Raw genomic sequence first — 18261 nt, 5'->3', positions numbered from 1 at the left:
ACAAATTCAGCTAAAGCGCCTTAAAGGCTGCTAATACGCGTTCTCGTGCCTGTTTATGGTCGACCATAGGCTGCGGGTAGTCCGTTCGTCCCTGTTGTTTTAACCAATTGCCCGGCGCATGAATGTGTTTCGTCGGACAGTCTTTTAACTCTTTGACCCATTTACGAATATAACTTCCGTCAGGATCAAACTTTTCGCTCTGCAAAGTCGGGTTAAACACCCGAAAATACGGCGCGGCGTCGGTTCCCGTTGACGCACTCCACTGCCAACCACCGTTGTTTGCAGCAAAACTACCGTCAATTAGGTTTTGCATAAAAAAGCGTTCGCCCCAGCGCCAATCAATGAGTAAGTCTTTCACCAAAAAATGCGCAACAATCATGCGCACGCGATTATGCATCCAGCCTTCCGCGGCTAACTGTCGCATACCCGCATCCACTATAGGAAACCCGGTGTTTCCCTCGCACCAGCGTTGAAAGCCGTCATCGTCTTGACGCCATTGCAGTGCATCTGTGTGGCGTAAAAATGCATGGCCATAACTTAAGCGTGGCACATGGTGCATAAGGTGCAAGTAAAACTCGCGCCAAATAAGCTCGGTAAGCCAAGTATCAGCGCCTTTGTCCAAGCCATAGGGAAAGGTTGGGCTTAACTCAGATAACACGGCAGCGGCCTGCCACGGCGACAACAGCCCTATTTCCCAATACGCTGACAAACGCGAGGTACTGTCTAAGGCCGGCATATCGCGTTCCGCTGCATAGTGCGAGCTTTGGTTGTTTATGTAATCGCGCAGTATTTGCTGGGCATTGGCTTCACCTACTGCCCAAGCTGATGAGTCACGACGCGGGTAGTCAATTTCAGGAATGACTGCCGGCGCAGCGGCCGCGCGCTTCGGTAATGGTGCGCAGCGCGGCACCCCATGCTGCGCCACATAATCGCGCCAAGCCCGAGCAAACGGCGTAAACTTCTGATAAACCTGACCGCTTTGGGTGGTCACCACCGGCGGCACAATGACACTACCATGATGCACCTTCAGGGCCACCTGCATAAGCTGTAATACGCCCTGCACAGCGCGATCGCGCCGTTGCTCATGCACTGGGTATTCAGCATTAATATGCACTTGGGTGAGTCCGTGCTGCTCAGCAAAACGTTTCACCGATTTACCGGCGGTACGCCAACTATCAATGACCTCTATGTGCAGCAGAACGCCCTGCTCGGCGGCTTCCGTCACAAAAGCTTCTAACTGGCGTAAATATAAATCCCATTTTATTGGCGCCCAGTCATGCTCATGCATTTGGGCCGGACAAATAAGCAACAAAGCTGGAACACAACGTTGTTCGCCATTTACTTCACTGGCCGCCGCCAAAGCGGGGTTTGCGCTAAGGCGTAAATCATTGCGTAACCAAACACCGGCGTAGTTACTCATAGTGCATACCTTAATTTCAAGTCAGCGGGGTATGGATTCAAATAGCGCTGGCCCTGCAAATAATCATTCGGAAACTCGCGCAAATAATGGCGCAGCAAAGTTAGCGGCGCCAACAAAGGCTGCACGCCGTCGTGGTAGTCCATAATAAGAGTGCTTAGTTCGGCTTTTTGGTCTTTGTTTAAATGGTTACCAAAGTAGCCTTGAATATGCTGTAGCACGTTGGTGTGATTCGCCCTAGTGGCGGGCTGACCTAACGCGGCCATAATGCCTTCTATGTATTGCTTAGCGAAGCCTTCATCAAGCTGCTGCTGGTCTGCCAGTTGCCGCCCAAGTGCGCGATATTGCGCCTGATTATGCGCCAGTAATAACAGTTTCAGTTCTGTATGAAACGCCAAAACATCAGCTTTTTTCAACGGCCGCGGTAATTGCTTCCAGCTATGGTAAACAAATACCCGCATAACAAAGTTTTCGCGCAACGGCGCGTCATTCAAACGCCCATCTTCTTCTAACGGCAACGCTGGGTGTAACTCACGCAGCCGACGCACAAAAATACCTTGGGCTTCTTTTTTGGCATGGCCAGTTGCGGGATTATAAAGTTTCACGCGCTCCATACCGCAACTGGGCGACTTGGCGCAAAGAACGTAACCACTTAATTGGCGTAAATGCGGTTGCGCCTTGTCGGCAAACTGGCTTAATTGCTCGGTAACATCCGCGCCCGTTTTGGGCACCACTGCGCGCACCTCACCCGCATGATTCTCTAAACGGATAGTTGGCCGCGGCACAGACATACCAATGCCAACCTCTGGGCACAATTTCACGAATTCAACATGCCGTATCAACTCATCAGCACAAAACGCTGAGCGTTTATGCCCTCCGTCAAAGCGTACTTCATCGCCCAATAAACACGCGCTAATTCCTACTTTTATGGTCACCGCTTTGCTCCTTTTAACTCGTTCCATTTAATTACGTTGTCTATTGCAGTTTAGATTGACGAAAAATCAAAGAATTTTCCATAAATCTGATTATGTATTAATCCGTTTCAGTTGCCACCGCGTAAACTCTAGCATGATGATTCAATAGGTACGTCAAACATGACTGATCGGCTAACAGATGCCCACTTAAATATGCCGTTATTCCCGCTGTCTGGGCACGTTTTACCGGGCGGCACCATGCGTTTACGCATATTCGAGCCACGCTATATTCGTATGGTAAAAGAAGCCTGTAACGGTACTTCGTGTAACCCAATTGGTATGTGCATGTTGAATGACCAGGGCCAAGTTGACAACAATACCCACATTCATCCTATTGGCACCGCAGCTACTATTGTTGACTTTGAACAACTTAAAGACGGTTTACTGGGTATTACAGTAGCTGGCCAAGGCCTATTTAAAGTGCAGCAAATTAACGTGCAAGAAGACGGTCTGCGTGTCGGTCACGTGTGTCGCTTAAGTGGCTGGGCGCCGCAACCCTTAGCCGCAGACGACCAGTTTTTAGCTTCTCAACTTGAAGAAATTTATAAAGCTTACCCCGAGCTAGCTGTTGAGCATTGTGCAGAAAATCTGCAACAAGCTGATTGGGTGTGTTTGCGGTGGTTAGAAATACTGCCAATTTCTGCCAATACGAAACAAGAACTGCTGCAACACGATGACTGCACCCCAGTGCTCGAATTTTTACGAAATTTAGTTCTCGAAAGTAAACAATGATCCGTTTCAACTTATGCTTCGTAATCAAGCTTAAGTATCGGAAAGTTCAGGTTGTATAACTCGGTGAGTATAGACTACTATGCAAACAGTAATAACACAGACTAAAAAACGAGAAACTATGCCCCCTGCGCAGCCGGATAATGCCGAACATGCTGCCGAATTACTCGCGAAAGTAGCTTCAGAGCAATCGCGGGCCGCTTTTAGCGAGTTATTTCGCTATTTTGCGCCACGTTTGCAAGCCTATGCCACGCGCCAATTTGGTAACGAACAAACCGCCATGGACTTGGTACAAGAAACCATGAGCAATGTGTGGCACAAAGCTCACTTATTTAAACCCGATCGCGGCTCTGCTGCGACCTGGATTTTTACCATTGCCAGAAATATTCGGTTTGATTTTTTACGCAAGAACAAATATCGCCAGTACGACTTAAGCGCTGACGACTTGTGGCCTGTTCTTGCCGAAACCAATGACTCGCTCGACGACGATTATGCATTGGACGACGATTTATTGATGCAGCAGCTGTCTGTTTTTTGTGAACAGCTGCCAGCAGCTCAGCGAACCGTTATTGAACTTATTTATATTGAAGGGAAATCTCAACAAGAAGTCGCGGATGCACTTCAGATTCCGTTGGGTACTGTGAAATCACGTACCCGCTTAGCCTTACAGAAGTTGAAAGAGTTGATAAAGCACGATGATTAAATTCCATCCTTCAGAGCAGCACTTGGTGCTATATACCGCTGGTGAATTGAGTCCTGCCATGTTGATGATGGTAGGTACCCACGTTGATATGTGCTCACATTGCCAAGCCCATGTACGCGATATTGAACAGCAATTAGCGCGTAAACTGTTGGGCGATGTCGAACCGCAGCCTTTAGCGCGCAATGCGGCGCTTGATGAGCAAGCCATGCTACAAGCCATTTTCAACTCGCAGCCAACCCCACAAACGGCCGCTGTTGCAGCCAATGACAGCTTATATCTGGAAGGCAATCATTTTAAATTGCCAGCAACCCTTGCACGCAATTCGCACCGCATTGGCGACTGGAGCCGCTTGCCAGGCAAATTGTGGCGTGCACCGGTAACTGTTGGCGGCGAAGAAATGCTTAACTTCATCTACATGGCGGAAAACGCGAGCTTACCTGAGCACACCCACAAAGGTAACGAAGCAACCTTAGTGGTCAACGGTGTGTTTAACGATGAGAATAACGAGTATCGTGACGGTGACTTTGTGTTGCTAGATAACCACCACAAGCACTCGCCAGCAACGCAAAACGAAGATTGTTTAACGCTTGCAGCACTTGAAGGCCCGCTACACTTTACCTCAGGCCTTAGCCGATTGCTGAACCCGTTTAGTAGCTTATTCTTTAAATAGAAAGCTTAAATGATAAAAAAGCCGCTCAATGAGCGGCTTTTTTGATTAATCAGCAACTTTTGCGTGACTAACGCGTTGTTTCAGCTTTTGCCCTGGACGGAATGTCACCACCCGTCGCGCAGAAATTGGAATATCTTCGCCGGTTTTAGGATTACGGCCTGGACGTTGGTTTTTAGTTCGTAATTCAAAATTACCGAAACCCGAAAGTTTCACTTCCTCACCACTTTCCAGTGCTCGTCGAATTTCCTCAAAGAAGTTTTCGACCAGATCTTTCGCATCGCGTTTATTTAAGCCAAATTTCTCAAACAAATGCTCTGCCATTTCTGCTTTGGTCAGCGCCATAGCTTACTCCCTTAGGGTTGCCCCGAACTCAGATGTTAGCATGTCAACAACCGCTGCAACGGCTGTATTAATTTCACTGTCTTCAAGTGTGCGCTCTGGGTTTTGTAGAATTAACGACAACGCTAAACTACGATGACCTTCAGTAACGCCAGCCCCTTGATATACATCGAATAAGTTTAGGCTAACTAAGTTATTTACGCCAATATTTTCAATTGCCGCCATAATTTCGCCTGCCGCAATGGTGTCTTTCACCACAATGGCTAGGTCACGACGAATTGACGGATACTTTGATACCGGCTGTGCTTGCGGTACCGCTCGTGCCGAAATAGCAGCCAGTTCAAGTTCAAATACAAAGGTACGACCGTTTAAGCCGAGCTTTTTCTCAAACTGCGGATGCACAGCACCTACATAACCAACCCGCTTGTTACCGCGGAAAATAGCTGCCGATTGGCCTGGGTGCAGCGCTGGGTGCTGATCAGCTACAAAACGGAACTCGTGTGCTGCACCGGTCAGTGCCAATATGGCTTCAACGTCACCTTTAATGTCGTAAAAATCAACCGCGCGCTCACCGTCCGACCAATGTTCTGGGGCCGCTTTACCAGCGCGAATACCAGCTATCATAGGTTGCTGCACCACACCATTTTCCGCGTTTTCGTCAGGTAGGAACCGTAACCCGGTTTCACAAAACGCAAGGCTCTGCTGCTGGCGTTTCTGGTTATGCGCCACCGCACTAATTAACCCCGGCCATAAGCTAACGCGCATTGACGACATTTCTACCGAAATTGGGAACGGCAACGTCAATGCAGCGGTTTCGTCAAATAACAGCGCTTGGTGTTTAGGGTCAACAAAGCTATAGGTAATTGCTTCTTGATAGCCACGGTCAAGCAAGGTGCGTTTGAAACTTGTGGTAGTTAGCTGTGCTTCCTGACGCGGAATCATACGCAGCTGTGCAGCTGGCGCCGCCGCTTGAATACGGTGGTAACCGTAAATACGCGCTACTTCTTCAATTAAGTCTTCTTCAATACTGATATCAAAACGGAACGTCGGCACGGTTACCTGCCAGCCTTCTGCCGTTTGCGTAACAGCAAAGCCTAAGCGCTGCAAAATTTCAGTGACTTCGTCGGCGGCAATAGTAATACCCAAAACGCGAGCCAAACGCTCAGCACGTAAGGTCACTTGCGCAGCTTGTGGCAACGCAGTGTCATCTTTCGCTTCAACAATTGGGCCCGCCTCGCCACCACAAATGTCTAGCAATAGCGCGGTTGCACGCTCCATGGCTGTGCGCTGCAGTTCAGGGTCAACACCACGCTCATAACGGTGCGAAGCATCGGTGTGTAAGCCGAAACGACGTGCACGACCAGCGATAGCGTCAGGGCTGAAAAACGCACTTTCTAAAAATACATTGGTGGTCGCCTCTGTAACACCACTGCCCTCACCGCCGAAAATACCGGCCATGGCTAATGGCTTTTGCTCGTCGGCAATCACCAATACGTCATTTTGCAACGTCACTTCGGTGCCATCTAGCAGCGTAAGCTTTTCTTCGGTATTGGCCATGCGCACATGCACGGCACCTTCTAGCTTGTCGTTGTCAAACGCATGCATGGGGTGGCCAAGTTCAAGCAGCACATAGTTGGTAATATCAACCACAGGGTCAATGCTACGAATACCGCTGCGGCGCAAGCGCTCTTGCAACCACAGTGGCGAGTCTGCCTTCACATTAACGTTGCGCACCACGCGGCCTAAATAGCGTGGGCACGCTGCTGGTGCATCAAGCACCACGGCACGTTGTTCGTCAGTTGTTGGTACGACAGCCTCAAACACTGGCTCGGTCACTTCAATACGGTTTAACACACCCACTTCACGGGCAATACCACGAATACCAAGGCAGTCAGCACGGTTTGGCGTTAAATCAACATCTAAAACTACGTCGTTTAAGTCTAAATACTCACGGTAGTCCATGCCCACAGGTGCGTCGGCTGGTAGTTCAATAATACCATCGTGGTCCTCGCTTAAACCCAATTCAGAGTTTGAGCACAGCATGCCGTGTGAAGGCTGGCCACGTAACTTAGCTTTCTTAATTTTGAAATCGCCAGGCAGCACAGCGCCAACCGTGGCAACAGCTACTTTTAGGCCTTGGCGACAGTTCGGCGCGCCACACACAATGGTGGTCGGCTCGTCGGTGCCTAAGTTTACTTCAGTCACTTGCAGTTTATCGGCATCTGGGTGCTGCCAGCACTTCACTACTTCACCCACAACCACGCCTGAAAACACCTCAGCAACCGGCTCAATGCCGTCAACTTCAAGGCCTGCCATGCTTAATTGCTCTGACAACGCCACGCTATCTAATGTTGGATTAACCCAGGTACGTAACCACTGTTCACTAAATTTCATTTGCTTACCTGCGGCTGTTAGTTAAATTGTTTCAAGAAACGCACGTCGTTCTCAAAGAACGCACGTAAGTCATTCACGCCGTAGCGGAGCATGGTTAAACGCTCAACGCCCATACCAAACGCGAAGCCAGTGTATTTTTCGCTATCAATACCAACTGCTTGCAATACGCTTGGGTGCACCATGCCGCAACCTAACACTTCAAGCCATTTGCCGTCTTTACGACGCACGTCTACTTCGGCTGAAGGCTCGGTAAACGGGAAATATGACGGACGGAAGCGTACTTCGAGTTCTTCTTCAAAGAAGTTCACCAAGAAGTCTTCCAAAATACCTTTCAGTTGCGTGAAGCTAACGTCGGTATCCACCATTAAGCCTTCTACCTGATGGAACATTGGCGTGTGAGTTTGATCGTAATCGTTTCGATACACGCGGCCCGGTGAGATAATACGCAGCGGCGGCTGCTCTTGTTCCATGGTACGAATTTGTACACCCGACGTTTGCGTACGCAACATGGTGGTTGGGGTAAAATAAAACGTATCGTGGTCAGCACGGGCTGGATGATTCGCTGGAATATTTAACGCATCAAAGTTATGAAAATCGTCTTCGACTTCCGGCCCTTCCACAGTGCGAAAGCCTAAGTCACCAAAAAATGCTTCAATACGTTGAATGGTTTTAGTTACCGGATGAAAGCCGCCTACTTGCGCTTTGCGCCCTGGCAAGCTCACATCAATACGCTCAGCGGCGAGTTTTTCAGCCAGCTCAGCTTGTTTTAATTCGTTGTTGCGCGCGTTAATAAGCTCTTGCACACGTTGCTTAGCTTCGTTTATCGCTTGTCCTGCCGCCGGACGTTCTTCGGGGCTTAACTTGCCGAGGCTTTTAAGTTGTTCAGTTAATTGGCCTTTTTTGCCCATATACTCAACGCGAACTGCGTCAAGTTGTTGTGGAGTCGTTGCCTCAGCAACGGCTGCTTGTGCGGCAGCAACAATGTCAGATAACGCCATGATCGTCCTCAGTTATGACTCACGCGAATGATTACTAAAAGAAAGTGCTCAATGATACCGAAAAAGCATAAAAAAAGGGAGCAGTTACGCTCCCTTTTTCGACATTTCAACTCGCTTACAGAGAGCCTTTCGCTTTCTCTACCAGCGCAGCAAAACCGTTTTGGTCGTGAACTGCGATGTCAGCAAGGATTTTACGATCGATTTCTACAGATGCTTTTTTCAAGCCATTGATAAAGCGGCTGTATGACAAACCGTTTTGACGCGCTGCAGCGTTGATACGAACAATCCACAATTGACGGAATTGACGTTTCTTCGCACGGCGGTCACGGTATGCATATTGACCAGCTTTGATAACGGCTTGCTTCGCTACGCGATAAACACGTGAACGAGCACCATAATAACCTTTCGCCTGCTTCAGGACTTTCTTGTGACGCGCACGCGCGATCACACCACGTTTTACTCGTGCCATTTGCTATCTCCTTCCCTTACGCGAATGGTAACATGCGCTGAATTAAGCCAACATCGGCCTCGTGCACCATGCTCTTAGCGCGCAGGTGACGTTTCCGCTTTGAACTCTTTTTGGTCAGGATGTGACGCAAATGAGACTGTTTACATTTGTAGCCGCCTGAAGCGGTTTTCTTAAAGCGCTTTGACGCGCTCTTTCTGGATTTCATTTTCGGCATGAAAATTACTCCGCATTGTTAATAAAAGTGTAACAGGGTGAGTTTGGTGTTGTTGCCAACAGCCGCCCTACTTGCAAACCACAGTTACTTCTTAGCAGGGGCCAGAACCATAATCATCTGGCGACCCTCAGCACGTCTTGGGAACGATTCGCAAGTTGAGATTTCTTCTAGATCGGTTTTAATGCGCTCTAGCAATTCAATACCCAACTCTTGATGTGCCATTTCCCGGCCACGGAAACGAATAGTGACTTTAGTTTTGTCACCTCCCTCCAGAAAGCGAGTCAGGTTGCGTAGTTTTACCTGATAATCGCCTTCGTCAGTTCCAGGACGGAATTTAACTTCCTTAACCTGGATCTGTTTCTGGTTTTTCTTTTGCTCTTTCGCGTTCTTAGCTTTCTCGTAGAGGAACTTGCCATAATCCATCAGACGACAAACCGGTGGCTCCGCATTCGGGCTTATTTCCACCAGATCAACACCAGCCTCTTCGGCTGCAGTAAGAGCTTCTTGAATACCTACGACGCCAATCTGTTCACCCTCGACACCAATGAGTCGTACTTCATTAACGCGAATTTCTTCGTTGATCCGATTTTTGTCACCAGCTTTCTGAGTTCTTTTTCCGCCTTTAATGGGTCATTCCTCCAATCAATTAACTAATCTTGCGGCTGTTTACTTCGTCGGTAAGTTCAGTGATAAATTGCTGTAGCCCTTTAACACCGTGGTCTTCACCGCGACGAGTACGCACCGCAACCGCTTGGTTTTCGACTTCTTTGTCGCCAACAACAAGCAAGTATGGTACACGTTTTAGAGTGTGCTCGCGAATTTTAAAGCCTATTTTCTCATTTCTCAAGTCAGCAATGGCTCTAAATCCAAGTTTATTCAATTCTTTTACCGTTTTAATGGCATAATCGCGCTGATTATCGGTAATATTCATCACCACAACCTGCGTTGGTGCCAACCAAGTTGGGAAATAACCCGCGTATTCTTCAATAATGATGCCCATAAAGCGTTCAAGTGAGCCCAAAATCGCACGGTGAATCATCACTGGCGTATGGCGCTCATTGTCTTCGCCCACATAGGTTGCACCGAGGCGGCCAGGTAAAGCAAAGTCAAGCTGTACGGTGCCACACTGCCATGCACGACCTAAGCAATCATGCAGGGTAAATTCAATTTTCGGGCCATAAAACGCGCCCTCGCCCGGCAAATATTCAAATTCAATGCCGTTATTTTTCAACGCATCAGCCAATGCTTGCTCAGCATGATCCCAAGTGGCATCGTCGCCTAAACGCTTTTCTGGGCGGGTTGATAATTTCACCACAATGTCATCGAAACCAAAGGTTTTATAGGTTTCGTACACCATTTTAATGCAACCGCTTACTTCTTCTTGTACTTGTGCGTCGGTACAGAAGATATGCGCGTCGTCTTGAGTAAAGCCACGCACACGCATCAAGCCGTGCAACGCACCAGAAGGCTCATTACGGTGACACGAGCCAAATTCAGCCATACGCAGCGGCAAATCACGGTAAGACTTCAAACCCTGATTAAAAATTTGCACGTGGCCAGGGCAGTTCATTGGCTTAATGGCATATTCACGGTTTTCAGACGCTGTTGTGAACATGAGGTCTGAGAACTTCTCCCAGTGGCCAGAACGCTCCCACAACACACGGTCCATCATCAATGGGCCTTTCACTTCTTGATACTGGTATTCACGCAGTTTTTCACGAATAAAGCGCTCAAGCTCTAAGAACACCGTCCAACCATTGTTGTGCCAAAACACCATACCTGGTGCTTCTTCCTGCCAATGGAATAAGTCTTGGGTTTTACCAATTTTACGGTGGTCACGCTTCTCGGCTTCTTCTAAGCGCTGCAAGTAAGCTTTTAGTTGCTTCTTGTCAGCCCAAGCGGTGCCATAAACCCGTTGCAACATTTTGTTGTCAGACTTACCACGCCAATAAGCACCCGCCACTTTCATAATTTTGAAATGCTGGCAAAAGCGCATATTCGGTACGTGCGGGCCACGACACATGTCGATATATTCTTCATGGTGATACAAGCCCGGACGGTCGTCACGGCTAATGTCGTCGTCTAAAATTTCAACTTTGTACGGTTCATGGCGGCTCACGAAGGTTTCGCGAGCTTCGGCCCAGCTGACCTTCTTTTTCACCACGTTGTATTCGGTTTTTGCCAACTCAAGCATACGTTTTTCAAGCGCTTGCAAGTCATCTGCAGTTAACGTGTGCTCCATATCAACATCGTAATAAAAACCGTTGTCGATAACCGGACCAATCGCCATTTTAACGTCTGGGAACATTTGCTTCAGCGCATGGCCTAGCAAGTGCGCACAGCTATGACGAATAATGTGTACACCGTCGTCATCTTTAGGCGTAATGATCTGAACCGAGGCATCATCGGTAATTAAGTCACAAGCATCTGCAAGCTCGCCATTAATACGCCCAGCAACCGTGGCTTTGGCTAAACCAGGGCCAATATCTTGGGCAACGTCGAGAATAGAAACAGGCTTGTCGAAACTACGTTTACTTCCGTCGGGGAGTGTTACTACAGGCATTTTTTTGTCCTTTTTACAGTGGTGGCACCTACCAAGTGTCACTTGTTATTTTGAAAGGCCACACTATAGCGTATGATGCCCGCCATGGAAACCCTAGCAACCACATTCATTGGGCCTTTGGCCGCTCTCACCGCTGCGCTTTTTTGGGCGCTGGCGACGTTGTTATATAGCCAAGCAGGCAGCTATTTGTCTGCTGCTCAACTAAACCTGGTAAAAGGCATTGTTGCATGCCCATTATTGCTGCTTGCTGGTTGGTTTAGTGGGCAGTTATTGCAGCTACAAGGCAACCTCGCCACCTACTTGCTATTAGCCAGTGGCGTTATTGGCATTACCCTTGGTGACACGCTTTATTTTGCCGCGCTGCGACGCTTAGGCCCTTGGCACACCATGTTGTTAGAGTACTTAGCACCGCCGTTTGCGGCGTTATTGGCGTGGATATTACTCGCGCAAGGCATGCACTGGTACGAAGTAGCCGCAGCCTTAGTGATTATTGCGGGTATTTTTGTGGTGATTAGCGAAAAACCACGCAGCGCCGAACGCGTTCAGCTTAGCGTAAGTGGTGTAGCTGCTGGAATTGGCGCGGCTTTGTGCCAAGCCTTGGGGTTGGTGATGTCATTTCATGCCCTGCAAGAATTCGACATGAATCCGCTCAATGCAGCCCTGCTGCGATTGCTCGCCGGTACTTTGGCTCTTAACATTGCGTTAGTTCTACTCAAACCCAGCTTAATCAAATCAACGCGCGCAGCACTGCGTCACACGTCAATTCCTTGGCTGCTCACGGCCATTGTCATGGGCACCTTTTTGGCCATATGGCTGCAGCAAACCGCCATTGCGTATATCAACCCGGGCCTTGCGCAAACACTTCTTGCTACCGCGCCGTTATGGTTAATCCCCATTCAGTGGTTACGCGGCCAACCACTTTCTGCGCGCAGCATCATCGGTGCCCTTATTGCGGTTAGCGGCATCGCGCTGTTATTTGGAATTCAATAAGTTAGCGGCCGGGGCGAATTAAAGCGTTAAATTCAGGTGAACCAACAGGCAAAATTTTGAATCTAAGCCATACTAAACTTAGTTACAAACAGCACTTGGAGGTTTTCATGAATGCCGACAAACTGTACGACGCCGGCTTACGCTGCCCACATTGCGGGCACCACATTCACGTGAGTATTGACGCCTCAGCGGGTGATCAAGACTACCAAGACGAATGCCGTGCCTGTGGTGCCGACATTCATCTGTTAGTTAAATTAGACCAAGTTAACGACAAGATATTTGTGCGCGTCGCAAGCGACGACGAAAACTTTTATTAACGTTGCGCAAGTACGCGTTCAACCGTTTCCACAATGGTCATGGTTTGCTGATCGAACTCTAGGTTCACCACATCGGCCGTCTCAATGTTGGTTAACCGCAAGGTTTCTGGAATTAAATGTAAGCTAAAACGGTTACTTTCTACCTGCCCCACCGTTAAACTAGCGCCATTAACGCTAATAAAGCCTTTGGCGAGTACATAGGCTTTGAATTGCTCTGGAAACTCAATCCATAAGGCCAAATTGTCAGCACTGCGCTCACGCTTTACTACCGAACCTGTACAGTGAATATGACCGGATACATAGTGCCCGCCCATTTCATCGCCCACTTTGAGCGAACGTTCAAAGTTCACGTTATCACCTGTGGTTAATGCACCAAGGTTGGTTAAGCGTAGCGTTTCGTCAATAATGTCAAAACTAACCGTATCAGCCGTAAAAGCCACCACGGTTAAACAACAGCCATTAATTGCAATACTTGCGCCTAGCGCCACGTGCTGCAAATATTCAGGGGCAACCTGCACGGTTAATTGACGAAATTGCTCGCGATCATTCAATTGGGCAACGCGAGCTTGGGTTTGTACAATACCTGTAAACATAATGTCTCTTTATGTCGGGGCCTTTCAGTGGCAAAACTTTCAATGGGAAAAATTGTAACGTTAAACGCTAAGTTTGACCATAGCTGTGCAGTGCTCAGGCAATGCTTGGCGCTGTGCTGCGTGGCACTCGTCATGCTCAGTGCCTGCAGCCCTGCCCCAGAAGGTTTAAGCCACCTGCATGACTATCAACAACGGGTGGCCAACACGCTAAATCAACCCGCAGTCAATTATCAGCCTGTGCCTCGCATTCAGCCCCCAAGCGCTCGTGATTTGCGTTTGTTGATTGAGCGCATTGAAATTTCATTACTCGACGCCATGCGCCTAGATGCCTGCGCCGCAGGGCCATTGATTGCTGAACGCAATAGCTCGCTAGGGCGCCTGCAACAAGGCGTGCTGCGATATTTTTATGATCGCCAATTAACCGAAGCTTTGCAGTTATGTGCGAAGCAATTGCACAACGAAAACCCAGAGCTCGCAAAACGCGTTCAACAACAGGCCGAAGCAAAACGCAAGCTCATGCCACAGCTACGCACTCAAGCGATCACTCAAGATTACGCTATACGAAATATCATCAGCATGGCTGACAGGCCGCTTGCCAAGCCCGACAGTAGTACTCTGGCGCCACTATTTAGCGCCATGAATACCCTTTTACAGGTTCTCGATGATCAAGCCCCATTACCTACTGAACCTGAATTAATCGCAGCTCTCGAGCGCTTAGACAAAGACGCCTACATTGCTCAGCTATGGCGAGCCTTGCATGACAACCATGCCTATATTCAACAGCTTGAACCGCTGGTAAGCAACCTCAGCCACAACGCTGGCTGTTTATCGGCTGGTGTTCCCAAACGTGCTCAGGTGTTGCGCCAGGTATTTATTGCGCGTTTTAGCGGGCCGGTGCAGCGCCACTTAAATGCATTAACCCACCAAGCTGCACAACTGGAGCCCTATATTCAAGCGTTAGACACGCCGCTTCCTGCTTGGCAAACGCATTTGCGACATATTGTCGCACTAGATGATCAGGTAAAAGCAATAACCCGTAATCATGTGCAGTATTGGCAACAGTTTTTCCGTGATTGTGAATTTACGCCGGGCGCTTAACTTAAGCTATGTATGGATAAAATTAAGCTTAAAAGTATGCGTAAAACCAAACGCCTATTGTACTTGGCTAAATGAACATTTAATGATACCTTATTGATAATAATTCTCATTTGTAAAAGTAATTCTTTTGGAGAACCCTATGAAAAAGTTATCTGTTATTTCTGCCGCCCTCGCTTTGGTTTTAGTTGCAGCGCCTTCATACGCAAGTGACGACAAACGCCCTGATCATTTCAAAGGCAAAAAGTCAGAAACTCTGCAACAAGCGCTTGATAACATGCGTGAATACAATAAAAAACTTGAAGAGCTTATGCATGGCGAGTTAACACCACAAAAAATGGCTGAAATTCACCAGCTCACCTACACCCTTGAAGAAGCCTTGCAAAAACTTGACGACGAAGTTGACGATTTACAAGAAGTACTGGAAGAAGTGCACTTAGGCTCTGAGCACATGGATTTTGGTAAAGTGAAGTCAAACGGGAGGAAATACCTCGAAAATTCTGGCAAAATCGTCAAATAAATCGACTACCCCAGAGGAATACATGAGCTTTACAAGTACCGATAATTACATCGTGGCCGATGACCTCGGCCTAGCTGTTAACGCCGCAGTAACCCTTGAAAAGCCCCTGTTACTTAAGGGCGAGCCCGGCACCGGCAAAACCCGTTTAGCTGAAGAGCTCGCCACTTCACTTGGCGTACCGCTTATTCGCTGGCAAATAAAGTCAACCACCAAAGCCCAACAAGGTTTGTACGAATATGACGCGGTGTCGCGCCTGCGTGACAGCCAGTTAGGCAGCGACAAAGTTCACGACATTGCCAACTACATTAAGCCAGGCAAGCTATGGCAAGCCTTCACGGCGCCTGAACGCCCGGTGCTACTCATTGATGAAATAGACAAAGCCGACATTGAGTTCCCCAATGACTTGCTGCACGAGCTTGATCAAATGGAGTTTCATGTTTACGAAACCGGCGAACAGGTGCGTGCCGAACACCGCCCTATTGTGATCATTACCTCTAATAACGAAAAAGAACTGCCCGATGCATTTCTACGTCGTTGTTTTTTCCATTACATTAAGTTTCCAGATGCCGATACCCTGGCGCAAATTGTGCAAGTACATTACCCAGATATTCGCAAAAACTTATTGAGCACCGCCCTTGAAGTGTTCTTTGACTTGCGCGCGGTACCTAACTTAAAGAAAAAACCCTCAACCTCTGAGCTTATTGACTGGTTAAAGCTACTGCTAGCCGAAGAAATTGCACCAGCTGAGCTACAAAAAGGCAACGGCCTTATGCCTATGTTTGGGGCCTTATTAAAAAACGAACAAGACGTGCAACTAGTTGAAAAACTAGCTTTTATGTCACGCCGCCAATCGTCTTAAGCGCATTGAGTTACTATGCTCATTGAATTTTTTCTATGCCTGCGCAAGCATGGTCTTAACACCAGCCTCACCGAGCTACTTGATTTGCTCGGTGCGCTTGAGCGCGGCATGGTGTTCGCTAATGTTGATGATTTTTACACTTTAGCGCGCTTGGTTTTGGTAAAAGACGAAAGCCAGTACGACCGCTTCGACCGGGCCTTCGCTGAATACTTTGAGGGGGTTGAGCAAGTCGACCTAGCCAGCGCAATACCAGCCGACTGGTTAGAGCGCAGCCTGCAACGGCAACTTAGTGACGAAGATAAAGCCAAATTACAAGCCCTAGGCGGCCTAGACGAACTACTAAAAACTTTCCGTGAACGTTTAGCTGAGCAGCAAAAACGCCATGCCGGCGGCAATAAGTGGATTGGCACCGGCGGCACCTCGCCCTTTGGCGCTTATGGCTACCACCCAGAAGGCATACGTATTGGGCAAGAAGGCAGCAATGCTCGCCGCGCAGTAAAAGTATGGGACAAGCGTGAGTTTCGTGATCTCGATGGTGACAGCGAGCTTAGCAACCGTAACTTACAGTTGGCCTTGCGGAAGCTACGTAAGTTCGCCCGCACCGGCGCCGCCGATGAGCTTGATTTAAACGCCACCATTCGCGCCACCTCACAAAAAGCAGGCTTGCTTGATCTGCAATGGCAGGCCGAGCGTCACAACGCGGTGAAAGTGCTGCTGTTGTTTGACGTAGGCGGTTCAATGGATGACTACATTTACGAGTGCGAACAGCTTTTTGCTGCCGCCCGCAATGAATTTAAGCACTTAGAGTTTTTCTATTTTCACAACTGTGTGTATGAGCACGTGTGGAAGGACAACAGCCGCCGCTTTGCTGAAAAAATACCGTTATTAGAAATAATTAACCGCTACGGCCGCGACTACAAATTAATTTTTGTCGGCGATGCCACCATGGGCCCTTACGAAATAGCCTACCCTGGCGGCAGTGTTGAGCACTGGAACGAAGAGCCCGGAGCGGTATGGATGCAGCGTTTGCTAAATCATTTTACCGACGCAGTATGGCTTAACCCGCAACCGACAGAACACTGGCGCTATTACCAGTCAATTGACTTAATGCGTCAACTGGTGAGCCAACGCATGTACCCCTTAACCGTTGACGGCATTAGCCAAGCTATTACGACGCTGTTGAAAAAATCTGCCGTAGCTGCGGTGCCTTCACCATCAAACTCTTAAGCGTGTATTGGCTTAAGTAATCGTAAAATAACTCTTTGCCGCGAGCGACAATGCCTTTTAGCTCGCACGCCGGCATAGCCACGCAGTATGGATTCTCACATTCAATCCATTTCTCATCGCCCTCTAACTGGCGAATAACAAAAGCAAGCGATATATCCTCCGGCTGTTTGGCCAATAAAAAACCGCCATTTTTGCCACGCCGCGTTTCTATAAGCTGCAGCCGACCAAGGTGGTGTACCACTTTATTCACATGGTTCGCAGAAAGATCAAAAGTGTCACAAATTTCCCGAATAGTTGCGAGCTTTGGCTCAGCACACTTGTCATCGGCGTCAAAACTGGCCAGATACATCAAGATTCGTAAGCCATAATCAGTATATTTTTTAAGCTGCATAACTATCTCAGTAGAATCTTAAGAGAATTCCAAAAGGTACATTTACAACGCATTATAGTACAGCAAACCTTGATCTCGCTCAAACATACATTCATAATGCATTTATTATAAACATGCATTGAGGATGTTTCTTATGAGCAACCCGCAACCCGGTCACAAATTACTCAAAGGCGCCAATTTGGCCATGGTGGTATTTTTGCTGCTGTTCTTGGTGGTGGCCTATTTAGCTTGGGGCTTAGAAGCCCAGTTTCCGCTTATGGTGATAGCGGTATTGCATTTTCTGCAAATATTGCTGGCAGGCTTATTTAAACTGTCTTATGTGGTCAGATTGATAGCGCAGCACCAGCTTGGCCAGCCACTGCGCTAAGGTCGGCTAAAGTTAGTTAGGCGAATAAAGTGCGCTAATACCCGCCGCTTTCAAGGGCTGCCATACCAATGCCACCAATAATCGCCATTAAGAAGAACAGTACGAATGCAACAAGCATCCAAATCAACATGGCTCGTGCCCAGTTGCGTTTGCTCAATGGCGTTGAGTGGCTAAACGCCCAAACCAGTAACAAAATGAAGTTCACCAACGGAATACTGGTTAAGAAAATGGTTAAAAACCAACTACCGGTACTCGTGTGCTCTTGATTAACATACGGCGCTTGCGGTTGGACGCTTTGGCCATTCACTGTTGTCTGCTCCATGGAATTATCCTTGTTGTTCTAATAAATACTTTGTTTGTTATGCAATTTGTTGTTGCTCGTTAAGATTATGATAACAAGCTTAAAAAGCAACCCCTTTGTAACTAAATACT

Annotated in this window: 22 protein-coding genes; 10 read left to right on the top strand and 12 right to left on the bottom strand. The window is 48.1% G+C overall.

What is annotated here, in order from left to right; genetic code table 11:
• Positions 1-10: 10 nt before the first annotated feature.
• Both phrB and ASC40_RS00410 read right to left on the bottom strand, forming a co-directional pair.
• The gene (gene phrB, locus ASC40_RS00415) at positions 11-1420 is read right to left on the bottom strand and encodes a deoxyribodipyrimidine photo-lyase (protein WP_055437825.1); all 1410 of its coding nucleotides are present in this window, start codon (positions 1418-1420) and stop codon (positions 11-13) included.
• On the bottom strand, positions 1417-2379 hold the full coding sequence (locus tag ASC40_RS00410) for a YbgA family protein (protein WP_055437824.1): 963 nt from the start codon (positions 2377-2379) through the stop codon (positions 1417-1419). The genes phrB and ASC40_RS00410 overlap by 4 nt, the downstream gene beginning before the upstream one ends.
• Before the next feature lie 132 nt (positions 2380-2511).
• Between ASC40_RS00410 and ASC40_RS00405 the strand changes: the two genes are divergently transcribed.
• The 3 genes from ASC40_RS00405 (at position 2512) to ASC40_RS00395 (ending at position 4493) form a co-directional block, all read left to right on the top strand.
• A complete protein-coding gene (locus tag ASC40_RS00405) occupies positions 2512-3123 on the top strand; it encodes an LON peptidase substrate-binding domain-containing protein (protein WP_072243344.1) in 612 nt (203 codons plus the stop codon).
• 118 nt (positions 3124-3241) lie between these two features.
• On the top strand, positions 3242-3823 hold the full coding sequence (locus tag ASC40_RS00400; RefSeq protein ID WP_245622146.1) for a sigma-70 family RNA polymerase sigma factor: 582 nt from the start codon (positions 3242-3244) through the stop codon (positions 3821-3823).
• The gene (locus tag ASC40_RS00395) at positions 3816-4493 is read left to right on the top strand and encodes a ChrR family anti-sigma-E factor (protein WP_055437822.1); all 678 of its coding nucleotides are present in this window, start codon (positions 3816-3818) and stop codon (positions 4491-4493) included. The genes ASC40_RS00400 and ASC40_RS00395 overlap by 8 nt, the downstream gene beginning before the upstream one ends.
• Before the next feature lie 45 nt (positions 4494-4538).
• Here the strand turns inward: ASC40_RS00395 and ASC40_RS00390 are convergent, their stop codons facing one another.
• The 7 genes from ASC40_RS00390 to thrS all read right to left on the bottom strand — a co-directional run bounded on the left by ASC40_RS00390 (position 4539) and on the right by thrS (position 11470).
• Positions 4539-4835 (bottom strand): integration host factor subunit alpha, encoded by a 297-nt coding sequence (locus ASC40_RS00390; protein ID WP_055437821.1) that lies wholly within the window; start codon positions 4833-4835, stop codon positions 4539-4541.
• Between the two features lie 3 nt (positions 4836-4838).
• Positions 4839-7226, bottom strand: a complete 2388-nt coding sequence (pheT, locus tag ASC40_RS00385; RefSeq protein ID WP_055437820.1) for a phenylalanine--tRNA ligase subunit beta — start codon at positions 7224-7226, stop codon at positions 4839-4841.
• Positions 7227-7243: 17 nt separating this feature from the next.
• Entirely contained in the window at positions 7244-8224 is a 981-nt protein-coding gene (gene pheS / locus ASC40_RS00380) for a phenylalanine--tRNA ligase subunit alpha (protein ID WP_055437819.1), read from the bottom strand.
• Positions 8225-8339: 115 nt separating this feature from the next.
• On the bottom strand, positions 8340-8693 hold the full coding sequence (gene rplT, locus ASC40_RS00375) for a 50S ribosomal protein L20 (protein WP_055437818.1): 354 nt from the start codon (positions 8691-8693) through the stop codon (positions 8340-8342).
• A 16-nt stretch (positions 8694-8709) separates the two neighbouring features.
• The gene (gene rpmI, locus ASC40_RS00370) at positions 8710-8907 is read right to left on the bottom strand and encodes a 50S ribosomal protein L35 (RefSeq protein WP_055437817.1); all 198 of its coding nucleotides are present in this window, start codon (positions 8905-8907) and stop codon (positions 8710-8712) included.
• Positions 8908-8991: 84 nt separating this feature from the next.
• The gene (gene infC, locus ASC40_RS00365; protein WP_072243343.1) at positions 8992-9534 is read right to left on the bottom strand and encodes a translation initiation factor IF-3; all 543 of its coding nucleotides are present in this window, start codon (positions 9532-9534) and stop codon (positions 8992-8994) included.
• A 19-nt stretch (positions 9535-9553) separates the two neighbouring features.
• Entirely contained in the window at positions 9554-11470 is a 1917-nt protein-coding gene (gene thrS, locus ASC40_RS00360; RefSeq protein ID WP_055437815.1) for a threonine--tRNA ligase, read from the bottom strand.
• Positions 11471-11554: 84 nt separating this feature from the next.
• Here thrS and ASC40_RS00355 point away from each other — a divergent pair, with 84 nt between their 5' ends.
• Positions 11555-12460, top strand: coding sequence for a DMT family transporter (locus tag ASC40_RS00355; RefSeq protein ID WP_055438485.1), 906 nt, complete (start codon positions 11555-11557; stop codon positions 12458-12460).
• A gap of 107 nt (positions 12461-12567) precedes the next feature.
• Positions 12568-12777: a CPXCG motif-containing cysteine-rich protein gene (locus ASC40_RS00350; protein ID WP_055437814.1), complete on the top strand. Its 210-nt coding sequence runs from the start codon at positions 12568-12570 to the stop codon at positions 12775-12777.
• Here the strand turns inward: ASC40_RS00350 and ASC40_RS00345 are convergent.
• Complete coding sequence (locus tag ASC40_RS00345) at positions 12774-13370, bottom strand: riboflavin synthase (protein WP_055437813.1); 597 nt, start codon at positions 13368-13370, stop codon at positions 12774-12776. The two genes, ASC40_RS00350 and ASC40_RS00345, sit on opposite strands and share 4 nt — an antisense overlap.
• Positions 13371-13412: 42 nt before the next feature.
• Between ASC40_RS00345 and ASC40_RS00340 the strand changes: the two genes are divergently transcribed.
• From ASC40_RS00340 to ASC40_RS00325, 4 genes are all read left to right on the top strand, one after another.
• Entirely contained in the window at positions 13413-14468 is a 1056-nt protein-coding gene (locus tag ASC40_RS00340) for a DUF3080 family protein (RefSeq protein ID WP_082432414.1), read from the top strand.
• A 139-nt stretch (positions 14469-14607) separates the two neighbouring features.
• Positions 14608-14985, top strand: coding sequence for a DUF6746 family protein (locus tag ASC40_RS00335; RefSeq protein WP_055437811.1), 378 nt, complete (start codon positions 14608-14610; stop codon positions 14983-14985).
• A gap of 22 nt (positions 14986-15007) precedes the next feature.
• Positions 15008-15844: an AAA family ATPase gene (locus ASC40_RS00330; protein WP_055437810.1), complete on the top strand. Its 837-nt coding sequence runs from the start codon at positions 15008-15010 to the stop codon at positions 15842-15844.
• A gap of 15 nt (positions 15845-15859) precedes the next feature.
• A complete protein-coding gene (locus ASC40_RS00325) occupies positions 15860-17071 on the top strand; it encodes a vWA domain-containing protein (RefSeq protein ID WP_055437809.1) in 1212 nt (403 codons plus the stop codon).
• Here the strand turns inward: ASC40_RS00325 and ASC40_RS00320 are convergent.
• Entirely contained in the window at positions 17013-17462 is a 450-nt protein-coding gene (locus ASC40_RS00320) for an RrF2 family transcriptional regulator (protein WP_055437808.1), read from the bottom strand. The two genes, ASC40_RS00325 and ASC40_RS00320, sit on opposite strands and share 59 nt — an antisense overlap.
• 133 nt (positions 17463-17595) lie before the next feature.
• Here ASC40_RS00320 and ASC40_RS00315 point away from each other — a divergent pair, with 133 nt between their 5' ends.
• The gene (locus tag ASC40_RS00315) at positions 17596-17829 is read left to right on the top strand and encodes a hypothetical protein (protein ID WP_055437807.1); all 234 of its coding nucleotides are present in this window, start codon (positions 17596-17598) and stop codon (positions 17827-17829) included.
• A 34-nt stretch (positions 17830-17863) separates the two neighbouring features.
• On the opposite strand, the gene ASC40_RS00310 is transcribed toward ASC40_RS00315, so the two are convergent.
• Positions 17864-18151 carry a hypothetical protein gene (locus ASC40_RS00310; RefSeq protein ID WP_055437806.1) on the bottom strand — a complete coding sequence of 96 codons (288 nt, stop codon included), beginning with the start codon at positions 18149-18151 and terminating at the stop codon, positions 17864-17866.
• Positions 18152-18261 lie beyond the last annotated feature (110 nt).

Origin of the sequence: Pseudidiomarina woesei, from assembly GCF_001418345.1 — a bacterium.
In the GTDB taxonomy this organism is placed as follows: domain Bacteria; phylum Pseudomonadota; class Gammaproteobacteria; order Enterobacterales; family Alteromonadaceae; genus Pseudidiomarina; species Pseudidiomarina woesei.
The sequence above is the reverse complement of the archived record's forward strand: the minus strand, read 5'-3'. Positions and strand labels throughout refer to the sequence as shown.

What these genes read in the sequence shown, in the direction of transcription:
- ASC40_RS00350 (WP_055437814.1), top strand. Translation starts at nt 12,568, where the DNA reads ATGAATGCCGACAAACTGTACGACGCCGGCTTACGCTGCCCACATTGC.
- ASC40_RS00335 (WP_055437811.1), top strand. Translation starts at nt 14,608, where the DNA reads ATGAAAAAGTTATCTGTTATTTCTGCCGCCCTCGCTTTGGTTTTAGTT.
- phrB (WP_055437825.1), bottom strand. Translation starts at nt 1,420, where the DNA reads ATGAGTAACTACGCCGGTGTTTGGTTACGCAATGATTTACGCCTTAGC.
- ASC40_RS00330 (WP_055437810.1), top strand. Translation starts at nt 15,008, where the DNA reads ATGAGCTTTACAAGTACCGATAATTACATCGTGGCCGATGACCTCGGC.
- ASC40_RS00340 (WP_082432414.1), top strand. Translation starts at nt 13,413, where the DNA reads ATGGGAAAAATTGTAACGTTAAACGCTAAGTTTGACCATAGCTGTGCA.
- ASC40_RS00410 (WP_055437824.1), bottom strand. Translation starts at nt 2,379, where the DNA reads ATGGAACGAGTTAAAAGGAGCAAAGCGGTGACCATAAAAGTAGGAATT.
- ASC40_RS00405 (WP_072243344.1), top strand. Translation starts at nt 2,512, where the DNA reads ATGACTGATCGGCTAACAGATGCCCACTTAAATATGCCGTTATTCCCG.
- rpmI (WP_055437817.1), bottom strand. Translation starts at nt 8,907, where the DNA reads ATGCCGAAAATGAAATCCAGAAAGAGCGCGTCAAAGCGCTTTAAGAAA.
- ASC40_RS00355 (WP_055438485.1), top strand. Translation starts at nt 11,555, where the DNA reads ATGGAAACCCTAGCAACCACATTCATTGGGCCTTTGGCCGCTCTCACC.
- ASC40_RS00400 (WP_245622146.1), top strand. Translation starts at nt 3,242, where the DNA reads ATGCCCCCTGCGCAGCCGGATAATGCCGAACATGCTGCCGAATTACTC.
- ASC40_RS00345 (WP_055437813.1), bottom strand. Translation starts at nt 13,370, where the DNA reads ATGTTTACAGGTATTGTACAAACCCAAGCTCGCGTTGCCCAATTGAAT.
- thrS (WP_055437815.1), bottom strand. Translation starts at nt 11,470, where the DNA reads ATGCCTGTAGTAACACTCCCCGACGGAAGTAAACGTAGTTTCGACAAG.
- pheT (WP_055437820.1), bottom strand. Translation starts at nt 7,226, where the DNA reads ATGAAATTTAGTGAACAGTGGTTACGTACCTGGGTTAATCCAACATTA.
- ASC40_RS00320 (WP_055437808.1), bottom strand. Translation starts at nt 17,462, where the DNA reads ATGCAGCTTAAAAAATATACTGATTATGGCTTACGAATCTTGATGTAT.
- ASC40_RS00325 (WP_055437809.1), top strand. Translation starts at nt 15,860, where the DNA reads ATGCTCATTGAATTTTTTCTATGCCTGCGCAAGCATGGTCTTAACACC.
- ASC40_RS00395 (WP_055437822.1), top strand. Translation starts at nt 3,816, where the DNA reads ATGATTAAATTCCATCCTTCAGAGCAGCACTTGGTGCTATATACCGCT.
- pheS (WP_055437819.1), bottom strand. Translation starts at nt 8,224, where the DNA reads ATGGCGTTATCTGACATTGTTGCTGCCGCACAAGCAGCCGTTGCTGAG.
- rplT (WP_055437818.1), bottom strand. Translation starts at nt 8,693, where the DNA reads ATGGCACGAGTAAAACGTGGTGTGATCGCGCGTGCGCGTCACAAGAAA.
- ASC40_RS00390 (WP_055437821.1), bottom strand. Translation starts at nt 4,835, where the DNA reads ATGGCGCTGACCAAAGCAGAAATGGCAGAGCATTTGTTTGAGAAATTT.
- ASC40_RS00310 (WP_055437806.1), bottom strand. Translation starts at nt 18,151, where the DNA reads ATGGAGCAGACAACAGTGAATGGCCAAAGCGTCCAACCGCAAGCGCCG.
- ASC40_RS00315 (WP_055437807.1), top strand. Translation starts at nt 17,596, where the DNA reads ATGAGCAACCCGCAACCCGGTCACAAATTACTCAAAGGCGCCAATTTG.